Genomic DNA, 11210 nt, shown 5'->3' on the forward strand with positions numbered 1-11210 from the left:
AAAGGTGCTGTGTTTTAGCGGCGGGATCACCCTTTTACGACTTTTTCGTTGCGCATTGAGTACATCATTAAGGGTAATTATCTGGGAAGACTGATGCGTTACTTTGTGCTTTTTTTGTTGACGAAATCGCTGTTGACGCTCGGCATTTTTGAAGCACCCAACGCGACTTTCTTGATACTTTTTTGAGGCACGAGCAAGGGATACTCGACGGGCTTTTTCAGAACACCCATCAGTGCAATAACGATGACCGCGATCACAACGAGAACAAATAATGACTTGTGCATGGCAAAGGAGGCAGTGATATAGGCGACTTGAAGTTTGCATCGACAGCTAAAGGTCGATGAGGGCTGGATTTGATCCCAAAGTGTGTAACAATCATTGGGTCGTGCGCCTGCACGATTTTGAGGGGTATGGCGTCAGTTAGGACTGTCAAATCATTCTTGGCGTCATACCTTTCTCACCGACAGCATCTTTATAGCCCGAGTAAAACGATATTGCTTGGCTTATCTATTTCCAATCTCGTGAATGACCCGCCTGAATTGTGCAATGTTTTATGGATTTTCGATCTGAGGAAAAATCTGACTGTGTGGATATTCGGCAAATAGCAGCGCTTTTAGACCGGTGTTTACAGCAAGGAAGTAACATCGGAACTGTAGTGGTTAACTAATCGCGGTCAATTAAAGAGGCCAAGAAAGTTTACGTGCTCAGTATTAAGAAGGAAAAACCACAACGTCATCTCCCTCTTGCCACGGCCGAAACTTGGTCATGGCTTGCAGAAAGAATGAGTGCTCCAGCCAGTGTTGTAACCACAGATGCAGGTTTGGGTAAGGTAGGCTGTGAAAAACATCGCGATCCACATGGGCGAATTGACGGACAAAAGGCACGATACCAATATCCGCAATGGTCGCGCTGTCCCCCAGTAGGTAAGGGTTTTTAGTCAGCAACTCTTCTAAAACCTGTAAAAAGGCCTCACCCCGTTGCCGATACTCTGACTGGGTCATTTCGAGATATCGGTCGGCGTATTTATAGCGATCCAACCAATGTTTAAAGTCGTTGTCGTTCTGCTCAATCAGAGCATTGGCCTGAGGCAAAACCGTTGCATCCAATAGCCCTTGTGGATCTTGCTGCCGAAGCGCCCACACCATTATTTCCCGGCTCTCTTCAACCACGGTACCATCAAAAAGCTGTAAAACAGGCACCGTGCCTTTCGGGCTAATCGCCAGCATCTGGTCCGGTTTATTTTTCAATATTATCTCCCGCAGCTCCACCTGCAAACCAGCAAACAAGAGGCCGAGACGGGCGCGCATGGCATAGGGACAGCGACGAAAAGAGTACAAGCGGTGAAGTGAGGAAGTCATGGGTATTTTTTCGCAGTTGAATCGAAATTAGTGAGCTTAGAGTCACTGATTTCAATGGTTACTTAATTTCACTCTTGATCGCTGTAAAAGAGGGAAGTCTTGTACAGATTTGTATCGTCGATTTTCTAAAATTAATGATGCTGACTTGAATGGCGCTCAGCCGACGCAACTGTGCCGATAATGACACATAGAAGCCCGGCTGCAGTGGCTATGAGCATTTGAGATCTTTTTGTGAGCGTGGTTGGCTTAAGAATTCAGCTCATTAAAGATTCTAAACATGATCATTACCTGTGGAAGAATTTCAAGGCTAACGTTGCATTCAGCGGCTTGTCCGCTGCAATTCTTTGTTAGGCTTGATAGCCCGATAAATTGCAATAGGCTGAACCATTATTCGAGGATATCTACAGGTTCTGATCATTTCCTCTAAGCCATCAAACCCTCGAAAAACTCCACGAAACCCACGTTCGAATGATTGAGCCTCATTTACGTCTTCATCTAGATCAGTATCTTCAAATTCTTTCATTGGCTCAAATGAATCGCCTTCCTTCTTCGGAATCGATGTGATAACTCCTAGCATAGTAACTTTGATTGTAGGTTTCGATCCAAAAAGATAGTGGACAGACTCAGTGTTATCATCAAGGAAAAACTTTCTTTTTACATTAGACATAACGTGGAAGTTTTTGGAATCTTCAAATGGATATACACGAATATTAAACACATCGGGAAGAAATACTCGAACCCATGTTTTTAAACCATCAATGATCCAATCATCAACCTTGCCTATTTTTTTAGAACTTAAAAGCGCATTTAAATTACTTTCAAAATCTATCATTTCAGTCTTTTTCTTTGTTTTTGCGGTCCCATTTTTCATTTTCTTGATGTCTTCTTTCATGACATCAATTTTCTCGATGAGATCTTTCAGCTCTGGAGTTTCGTTCAGATTGTATTTAATACTATTATTTATAAAACCAACGATATCTTCATAATTATGTGCGATTCTAGTGATCCGTTCATAATCCTCTAGAACAACATAACCTTCGACTTTAATACATAGTGCACTTTCAAATATTTTGGTTGCTTCGCCTGAGTCAACTGCCTCCTTGGAAACATCAACGCCAATTTCAGCAGCGTATCCTTTTTCAAAAAGATCATTTTCAAGTTCGTTATAGATATCGTGGTGGCTAACACGGACTTCTTTAAGCGCCTGAGATTCTGATTCAGTACCACCGGCTTCATGCTTAAATATTTTGAAATCGTAGTTTCTTAAGTTTTTACTATTTCCGCTAGACGTTGAAGATGCCTCGACAGATTGAACTATCCCGCCAGACAACTGGCTATACAGTGAACTAACCTTTTCCATGTCAAGGTACATAAAATCTTTAATTTCTTTCATCGTACTTCCTGATTATATGGGCCTAACGAGGCTGTAGGAAAACCCCCGAGCCCTTTTGTGATAACGTTCCTACGTAAAATCTAGGTCTGCTTTCAACGATAAGTGCTCCAGATTTTAAGAATAGGCGCTATTTTTAGCTTAATTATTGATCGATTCAAGGCCGAAAAAAGCCTTTGACCTTTTTCTACAGCCTCAACGCGAAGCTCAGTGGCGTGCTTCAGCACGTCCGCTGAAGCGATTTGTGTACGCCCAGCATGGGCATGAACTAATGGGGTGAAAGTCCCCTGTGGGAAGATCACCGTTCAGCCGGTTTTACTCGATTGAACGCTAACCACTAGCGAATGGCAAGGGCCAACCCGCGAGGCGCCGTCTCCGGAACGCCGGCCGGAAGTAAGCCGCTAGCAAAGCTGCGAGCTGATGAACAAGAACATCATATGAGGCGTAGGCCGGAGGCGAGTTGGCACAAGCCGACGGGGCGGCCTCCCGCGAAGCCGCGTGATCTAACGGCCACCGTAAATGATGCAGTTGCGCAGTGACAGTGCATGTTCTTATCTGGGGCGGTCCGACGCATCGGGATCTGCTCAACGAGCGATCGGTCAATTACCAGTCAGGCCACTGGTCGATCAAGCCTGGGCGCAGCCGTTGCCATCGGCGGTTGCGAGCGAACAAGGTGGACACCGATAGCGCCGATAGGGGTAACCCCGCCGGTGATTGAGCAGAAGTCAGCAGACGGCATAGTAGCCAAACGCCCATCGTAATGGTTGGGACAGGGTGAAGGCCTGAACCCGAAAATCAATGAGGAGCCTGTGCAGCTCAACGATTCCATGTCCGACCGGACTGAGGAACGTTGGCGCAAAATCAGAAGCCATCATTGGGGTAGGAGGAGGTAATCGGCCATCTTACTCTGAACGTTTTCGGGAAACGCCCTGTGCGGACCCGCCGGTCCGACGCATCGGTGCAGGGTGTTGTGGGGGCTGAGGGTTAAAAACCTCGGCTACCCGATTAGACGTCTGTGTTTTATAATGGAAGTGGAGCCTACGCTGCTGGCTTGACATGGAGTTGCAACCCTAGCGCCTTAGCAACTTTCAGCACGGTACTTAGCTGCGGGTTGCCTTCAGCCGACAGCGCTTTGTATAAACTTTCACGCCCTAGTCCCGTTTCCCGCGCCAGTTCAGCCATACCTTTGGCCCGCGCAATATCTCCGAGCGCCATTGCGATAAAAGCAGCATCTCCGTCGCTTTCTTCAATAGCCGCCTCCAGATATGCAGCCATCTCTTCGGTCGTACGAAGGTGCATTGCCACATCATAGTCATGAAGTTTAATTGTCATTGCCTAACTCCAAGCCCTTTACTAATTCATAGGCCAGTTCAATATCATCAGCTTGGCTAGACTTATCCCCGCCACAGAGCAGGACAATCAGCACGTCGTCCCAGTCTGTGTAATAAACCCGATATCCAGGCCCCAAGTCGATTTTCAGCTCCGACACGCCATGCTTGAGATTCCGATGCTTGCCCGGATTACCCAAGGCCAAGCGCTGGATGCGCGTCTGTATTCGGGCACGACCGCTAATGTCCTTTAAGCGGTCCAGCCATTTCGTGAACTGGGTGGTGGTCTGAATCCTTTTCATTTGGGCATTGTATCTCATGGGATACGTTTTGCAAGCCAATTCTTAGGCCTGAAGGTAAGAGTGTGGATAGCCGTCTAATGCTCGGCTTTGCGGCGTGCCGGAGCGCAGCGTAGGCGCGTCCGACAACAGCCGCTTGTGTACGGTGTACGCCCAGCATGGGCATGAACTAATGGGGTGAAAGTCCCCTGTGGAAAGATCACCGTTCAGTCGGTTTTACCGATTGAACGCTAACCACTAGCGAATGGCAAGGGCCAACCCGCGAGGCGCGGTCTGGAGGAAGCCGCTAGCAAAGCTGCGAGCTGATGAACAAGAACATCATATGAGGCGTAGGCCGGAGGCGAGTTGGCACAAGCCGACGGGGCGGCCTCCCGCGAAGCCACGTGATCTGACGGCCACCGTAAATGATGCAGTTGTGCAGTGAAAGTTCATGTTCTTATCTGGGTGCGTATTCCGGTGATTCCGATCACCCGTACTGGTTTTATCCGATCACCTGTTCAACCTAACGCGCCGATGGTCATCCTATCACTCGGAGTGATCGGATTGCCCCATTTTACTCATGGCTTTTCTCATGGATTCTCCTTTGAGATTCAGCTTATGACTGTTGTGCAGAAGGCGGTCGAGAATGGCGTCCGCCAGGGTCGCATCGCCGATGGCTTTGTGCCATTGACTGATCGGCAGTTGGCTGGTGATCAAGGTGGAGCGCAAGCCATGGCGGTCTTCCATGATTTCCAGTAAATCGTTGCGCTGACTCAAGGTCATTTTCTCCAGCCCCCAGTCGTCCAGCACCAGTAAATCCGTCTTGGCCAACTGTTGAGTCAGTTTGGCGAAGCGCCCATCGCCATGAGCAATGCTGAGCGATTCCAGCAGTCGAGAGGTCCGGAAGTAGCGCACGGATAAGCCGTGCCGGCAGGCCTGATTCGCCAGGGCACATCCTAGATAAGTCTTACCACAGCCCGTGGGGCCAGTGATGAGGACGTTGTGGTGCTGGTGGACCCAGCGACTGCTGAGCAGGTCGGCGAATTGACTTCGATGCAGGCCACGGGGGTGCTGGTAATCGATCTCTTCGGGATGGGCCTGTAGTTTCAGGCGGGCGGCCTTGAGCAGGCGGGTCACCTTGTTATTGTTTCGGTGCGTGGTTTCCCGATCGACCATCAGGGCAAGACGTTCTGTTCGGCGTCAACTATCCTGTCCGGCCTCAGTAAAAAATCAAACTCATCGCCAGATTGTCTCACCAGGATTATTGTGCGGTTAGCCGCTCATTAGCTGCGTCATTTTAGTCTGATAGCTCTGGTCGCGTAATCTCCATTCGTTAATTCGTCGCTGGAGGGTTCTAACTTGGCTATTCGTGTATTGGCCAGGGTGCTTTTCTGAGAGCCATTCAATGATTTCGCGAGCGTAGCTTTCAGGCTGAAGCTCTAGCTTGAGCTGGATTTCATTCCAGACTTTCTCAAACGGGTCTTTTCTAGTGCGGTAATTTCTTGGCAAACTCCGCTTGTCTCTTGGCTTATTATACCGGAAATGATCACAGACATTGGGTGCAGACGAGAATTGGTCAAGAGCGACCGGTTCTACCAAACTAATGTCATCGATTTCCACCAGCCCATTCTGGCTCCAGGCAAAACTCCACAAGCTGGCTTGTAGCCGTGTCAGCTCGGCCATGAGGTAAACCGGGTCAAGCGTTAAGTACTCGGCTTTTAATCGCTCTTTGATCGCTTCAGAGACGTCTGAGCTGCGAGCAATTCGTTGGTAGGGGGTTGATGGCCAGCGCCCGGCCACAGGCTTTGTTGAGCCGGTCTCGACCGTATTTCTTCGCGTTGCCCAACAAGGCCAGAATGCGGCGGAAGCTCTGTTCCTGGTGGCGCTTTTCTGTCAGTAAGTGGCTCACCACTTCGCGGGTGGCTTCACCGATATCGTCGGCCCAGTTGAGAAAGCGTTCCGCAGACCAGCTGTGGATGGCCTGATGGGAGGGCGGCATGTGTTCCGGGCAGGTGCTATGAGCGCCCTGGCGGTAGCTGCGTGGGTGACTGGCCATGCGCTGGCCCTGGCTGTAGATGGCCACGACACGGCTGCTGCCCTGAACCTCAAGCGCCTGCTTCACCAGATGGTGAGGAACCGAGTAGTAGTGCTTGTCATACTCGATGTGGTAATCGATATGGACGCGGGCCTGCTTGATCTCGGCGTACTCGTAAGGCTGGGTAGGCAGTGAACGCAGGGCGGGTTTATCCAGCTGTTCGAACTGGCTGGCGCGGGAGCCGGGCAGCTTTTTAAAGGCACGCTGGTTGAGATCCTCCAACAGGAAGCGGATAGCCTGGTTGAGCGAGAAGAGGGTAAAAAACGACTGGTGACGTAACCTGGCCATGATCCAGCGCTCGACGATCTGGACCGCCACCTCGGCCTTGGCTTTGTCCTTGTTATGGACTCGAGTCCATAACAAGGATTATGTCCTGCCGAAAATTATGTGCTGGCAACGCGCCAAGACCACGCGACGCAAGGGTAAGGGTTGCGACTACGCAACATAAGTAATCAACTTGATACTGGTATGTCTACATCCGCAAAGGAGGACACACCATGTTCAACACTCTGTTCATCCGCCCAAGTGCGCTGATTCGCCACCGTACCGGCCCCCATGCAGAATCCAGAATACGCTTTCTCGAGCATTGCTCAAATCAAGGCTATCCTCGTTCGTCATTGCAGAAAATCGCCTGGGTACTGTTGGTCTTTTCGCAAAGCATTGACCTGAGCAGACCGGATCGAATAACACGGCAGGAAATCGTATATGCGGTAGAGCATCGTATCCGTTATGCCCGACGACCGGAGCACGCCACAGACTCAAGAAGCTCGCGACTGATGTTTATCCATGTCGCGACAGCATGGTTACGCTTCCTGGGCCGCTTGGAGGAGCCCCAAAACCAACCGAAACGCTTTGCAGAGCAGATCGACACGTTCGTCAAGTTCATGCGCGATGAGCGTGGGCTATCGCCCGCGACCATTACGTTCCGCAGTGAACAAGTCACCCACTTTCTCTCGACTATCTGCGGCCCCGACATTTCGCTGGCCGCGATAACCATTAACGATGTCGACGCTTATCTTTCTTATCAGGGCAGCCATGGTTGGAGCAGGACGTCGCTACACACCCTGGCAGATGCATTGCGCAGTTTTTTCCGCTATTCAGAAGCGCAAGGGTGGAGCAGCGGAATCGCGGCGTCCGTAGATGCTCCACGAATATATGCACAGGAAGACTTACCCCTCGGACCCACTTGGGAGCAAGTACAACAACTCATTACCAGTTTCTCCAGCAATAACGCAGTGGATATCCGTGATCGCGCCATCGTCCTGTTGCTGGCCGTCTATGGATTGCGCAGCGGTGAAGTGACGCGGCTTCGCCTGGGGTGTTCGGCGACAATTAGGACGACCGGACAGGATAGTTGACGCCGAACACTGGGGGATGTGGACTGGGTAGGCGAGATCCTCCACATAACGAGGCCAAAACAACGCTGCACCCAACAATACCCTTTGGATCCGGAAGTGGGTGATGCGATTCTGCGTTACCTGAAGGAGGCTCGACCCCGATGCTCCTCTCGCCAGTTGTTTATGGCGCTCAATGCACCTATTCGTCCCCTCATGCCCAAATGCATAACCCCTATCGTCCATTCACGTCTCGATGCCCTCGGTATTCATGTTCCGCGGCGCGGTGCGCATTGCTTGAGGCATGCCTGTGCTCGGCACCTGTTGGCAGCCAGCTTCTCTCTGAAGCAAATCGGCGATCAGCTCGGCCATCGAAGCGCTTCATCTACACGGGTGTACGCCAAGGTTGATCTTGATGGGCTTCGGCAGGTAGCGGAACTCAATTTGGAGGGATTGCTATGAGACTCTACGATGTCGTGGACGAATATGTGGCTTATAAACGCGCACTTGGCATGCGCTTCTATACCGACGCCAACATCCTTCGATCATTCTGCCGTCGCGCGGGAGATGTACCGCTGATCTCTGTTACGGCCAATCAGATACGGACCTTTTTGGACGGTGATACGCCGCTTTCCAGTTTTTGGCAGCGTAAGTATACGGCTCTTTCCGGCTTATATCGCTTCGCGCTGCCGCGCGGTTATGTCGACGCTTCTCCGCTACCTTGCCGCCGCCCTAAGCTTCCCCCTCCTTTAGTCCCTTACATCTATTCGCCGGCCGAACTCAAGCGCTTGCTGGACGCCACGCCGGGGGCCTGTGGTCGGCAGGTCCCGATGGACGCGTATGTCTTTCGCACCTTGATCCTGCTTTTATATGGCGCCTGCCTTCGCCTTGGCGAAGCGCTGCGTCTGACAATGAACGATGTCGATCTTGATCAGGCCATCCTGTGTATTCAGAAAACTAAATTCTACAAGACGAGGCTGGTGCCGCTAGGGCAGGACCTGAATCTGGTATTGAAGCAGTACGCACTGCGACGCAATGCCACTCATTGCAAGGAAGCTACTGCACCCTTCTTCTGTTTCCGGGATGGCCACACATTGAGTCAGTCCGCGGTGCGGAGCGCTTTTCGACGACTGCGCTCCCAAGCGGGCGTTCAGCGCAATGACAGCGCCCGCTACCAGCCACGATTACATGATTTGAGGCACACTGGCGCCGTCCATCGATTGGTGTTTTGGTATCGTAGCGGGGCCGATCTACAACGCTTGCTACCGCAGCTTGCCACTTACCTCGGTCATATCGATCTCTCCGCTACGCAACGCTACCTCACGATGACCCCAGAATTATTGCGCGAAGCAAGCATGCGCTTTGAGCGTTACTCCAAGGGGGAGCATCATGACTAATTCAATTTTTCTGGGTCCCTGGATCCGACGTTTCCTGCTCGAACACCTGGTGGCCGAGCGCAATCTCGCCTTGAATACCCAAAAAAGCTACCGCGACATGCTTATGCAGTTGCTTCCCTATTTGGCTGGAAAAGCTAATAAAGCGATCGACCGTTTAACGGTTGATGATTTCTCCCCGCAGGCCGTCCGTCTATTCCTGTCCCATATGGAACAACAACGCAACTGCACAATAAGCACCCGCAATCAGCGCCTCGGGGGCATTCATGCCCTGGCGCGATTCATTGCTGAGCACAGCCCAGAGCATATCGGTTGGTGTGCTCAGATTCGCCTGATTCCGTTCAAGAAGACCAGCCAACCGGCGATTATATATCTGGATAAACCGGAGATGGATGCGTTGTTGGCGGCACCCGATGATCATACCGAGCAAGGGCGGCGCGAGCAGGCCTTGCTATTGTTCCTTTACAACTCCGGGGCACGGGTCAGTGAGGCAGTGCAACTGAAGATTGGGGATATTGATTGGCATGCCCAGTGCGTCAGGGTTGTCGGCAAGGGAAACAAACAGCGGCGTTGTCCACTCTGGACTTCCACACTCGAACGATTGCACGTGCTGGTTGATGGGCGAGAAGCAACTCAGCCGGTCTTTCTCAATCGATGTCATCAGCCGATGACCCGTTCAGGGATCCACACGCTGGTCAAACGTTGCGCTGCCCGTGCCTGTGCTCGTGCGCCTTCGCTACTGAATAAACCGGTAAGCCCTCATGTCATTCGGCATAGCACCGCCTGCCATCTATTGCAGGCAGGCGTCGACATCAACACGATTAGGGCCTGGTTGGGACATGTCTCCCTGACCACCACCAACATCTATGCCGAAATCGATCTGGAAACCAAGGCTCGGGCGTTAGCAGCCTGCTCCGTTTCTGAGGGGGTAGTCGCTAGAACACGTTGGCGAGATCAGCCCGACCTAATAGAGTTCCTGAGGACATTATGAACAAAAATTATGTAGCGTTCTCGACCCGCAACGTCAATCAGAATGCGAGCTGTGAAGCTGGACCGCACATAATTTTCGGCAGGACATAATCCTTGGGCTTGTAGGGGCGGGCCGGCACGATGGCGGTGTGGTAGTGCGCAGCCAGTTGTTAGCGCCGGTGAAGATCCGCTGTTATTTGCCGCAGTTTAAAAATGGCGATAAAACGACGTTTATTGCCATTTTTCAATAGCCGTTGAGTTGGATGCCTTAGTCCTTAGAAGTCCATGCCGGCATTAGACTGCTCGCTTTTTTCCTTTTGTTCGTTGGCAATATGTCTGTACATTCCGGTAATATCTTTGCCGTAACTTTCCCAGATAGCGGTTTGTAACGTGTCGAGCGCTTCGTGAACACATGCCGCTTCTTCTGTTGTCCAATGGGTGGTGATTTTCAGCACTTTCATTTTGTCTTTCCTCTTTTAACTTTTCCCCGTGCTAATGCCTGCTCTTGTGCTTCTTTCATGCGATAAGAGTCTCCTTCAATCGCAATCACTTCGCTGTGATGCACCAAGCGGTCGATTAGCGATACCACGCAGGCTGCATTCGGGAACACGTCATTCCATTCGCTAAACGGCCGATTCGTTGTGATGAGGGTCGCGTTTTTCTCATAACGGCGGTTGATGATTTCAAACAGTAAGTCGGCATGGCGATTGCTGTAGGACAGGTAGCCCACTTCATCGATGATGAGTAACGTCGTCTTGCTGTAATGAGCTAATCGTCGTCGAAGTGCGTTATCACCATCTTGCGCCGCTAAATCGTTAAGCATGTTGGCGGCAGAAGTGAATAGAACGGTGTGTCCTTGCATAACCGCCTGATAGCCTACGTTCTGCGCGATGGTCGATTTGCCCACACCGTTACTGCCAATGAGGATGATGTTGCTTGGGTCCTGAATGAAGTCGAGCTGCATGACACGGTGCACTGCTTGTTGGTCTATTTTTGCTGGCCATTGCCAGTCGAATTCGGTTAATGATTTAAACCGACCGAGTTTGGCGCTGCTTAATCTGCGC

Annotated in this window: 12 protein-coding genes and 1 pseudogene; 4 read left to right on the plus strand and 9 right to left on the minus strand. The window is 51.1% G+C overall.

Features of this window, described 5'->3' with window-relative positions:
* Positions 1 to 710 precede the first annotated feature (710 nt).
* The 7 genes and pseudogenes from MELB17_RS22545 to MELB17_RS22575 all read right to left on the minus strand — a co-directional run bounded on the left by MELB17_RS22545 (position 711) and on the right by MELB17_RS22575 (position 6812).
* Positions 711 to 1358 carry a glutathione S-transferase gene (locus MELB17_RS22545; protein ID WP_036186102.1) on the minus strand — a complete coding sequence of 216 codons (648 nt, stop codon included), beginning with the start codon at positions 1356 to 1358 and terminating at the stop codon, positions 711 to 713.
* A 319-nt stretch (positions 1359 to 1677) separates the two neighbouring features.
* Positions 1678 to 2751 carry a hypothetical protein gene (locus MELB17_RS25240; protein WP_007352668.1) on the minus strand — a complete coding sequence of 358 codons (1074 nt, stop codon included), beginning with the start codon at positions 2749 to 2751 and terminating at the stop codon, positions 1678 to 1680.
* A gap of 1035 nt (positions 2752 to 3786) precedes the next feature.
* Positions 3787 to 4080, minus strand: coding sequence for an addiction module antidote protein (locus tag MELB17_RS22555; RefSeq protein ID WP_007352669.1), 294 nt, complete (start codon positions 4078 to 4080; stop codon positions 3787 to 3789).
* The gene (locus tag MELB17_RS22560; protein ID WP_036186105.1) at positions 4070 to 4378 is read right to left on the minus strand and encodes a type II toxin-antitoxin system RelE/ParE family toxin; all 309 of its coding nucleotides are present in this window, start codon (positions 4376 to 4378) and stop codon (positions 4070 to 4072) included. Before MELB17_RS22560 ends, MELB17_RS22555 begins: the two co-directional genes overlap by 11 nt.
* 522 nt (positions 4379 to 4900) lie before the next feature.
* A pseudogene (istB, locus tag MELB17_RS22565) lies at positions 4901 to 5536 on the minus strand (IS21-like element helper ATPase IstB); the annotation flags it as partial.
* 90 nt (positions 5537 to 5626) lie between these two features.
* Positions 5627 to 6037, minus strand: coding sequence for a hypothetical protein (locus MELB17_RS23455; protein ID WP_007352672.1), 411 nt, complete (start codon positions 6035 to 6037; stop codon positions 5627 to 5629).
* A gap of 55 nt (positions 6038 to 6092) precedes the next feature.
* Positions 6093 to 6812 carry a Mu transposase domain-containing protein gene (locus MELB17_RS22575; RefSeq protein WP_007352673.1) on the minus strand — a complete coding sequence of 240 codons (720 nt, stop codon included), beginning with the start codon at positions 6810 to 6812 and terminating at the stop codon, positions 6093 to 6095.
* A 134-nt stretch (positions 6813 to 6946) separates the two neighbouring features.
* Between MELB17_RS22575 and MELB17_RS25245 the strand changes: the two genes are divergently transcribed.
* The 4 genes from MELB17_RS25245 to MELB17_RS22590 are packed head-to-tail and all read left to right on the plus strand — an operon-like array spanning position 6947 to position 10168.
* The gene (locus tag MELB17_RS25245; RefSeq protein ID WP_050774983.1) at positions 6947 to 7807 is read left to right on the plus strand and encodes a tyrosine-type recombinase/integrase; all 861 of its coding nucleotides are present in this window, start codon (positions 6947 to 6949) and stop codon (positions 7805 to 7807) included.
* A gap of 18 nt (positions 7808 to 7825) precedes the next feature.
* Positions 7826 to 8245, plus strand: a complete 420-nt coding sequence (locus tag MELB17_RS26610) for a tyrosine-type recombinase/integrase (protein ID WP_198136542.1) — start codon at positions 7826 to 7828, stop codon at positions 8243 to 8245.
* The gene (locus MELB17_RS22585; protein WP_007349099.1) at positions 8242 to 9180 is read left to right on the plus strand and encodes a tyrosine-type recombinase/integrase; all 939 of its coding nucleotides are present in this window, start codon (positions 8242 to 8244) and stop codon (positions 9178 to 9180) included. Before MELB17_RS26610 ends, MELB17_RS22585 begins: the two co-directional genes overlap by 4 nt.
* Entirely contained in the window at positions 9173 to 10168 is a 996-nt protein-coding gene (locus MELB17_RS22590; protein ID WP_007349098.1) for a tyrosine-type recombinase/integrase, read from the plus strand. Before MELB17_RS22585 ends, MELB17_RS22590 begins: the two co-directional genes overlap by 8 nt.
* 253 nt (positions 10169 to 10421) lie before the next feature.
* Here MELB17_RS22590 and MELB17_RS22595 read toward each other — a convergent pair whose 3' ends face one another.
* On the minus strand, positions 10422 to 10607 hold the full coding sequence (locus MELB17_RS22595; RefSeq protein ID WP_007348139.1) for a hypothetical protein: 186 nt from the start codon (positions 10605 to 10607) through the stop codon (positions 10422 to 10424).
* Positions 10604 to 11210: IS21-like element helper ATPase IstB (gene istB / locus MELB17_RS22600; RefSeq protein WP_007352678.1), on the minus strand; the 607-nt coding region annotated here is incomplete at its 5' end. The genes MELB17_RS22595 and istB (MELB17_RS22600), both read right to left, overlap by 4 nt.

The organism is Marinobacter sp. ELB17 (assembly GCF_000169375.1).
Taxonomy (GTDB): domain Bacteria; phylum Pseudomonadota; class Gammaproteobacteria; order Pseudomonadales; family Oleiphilaceae; genus Marinobacter.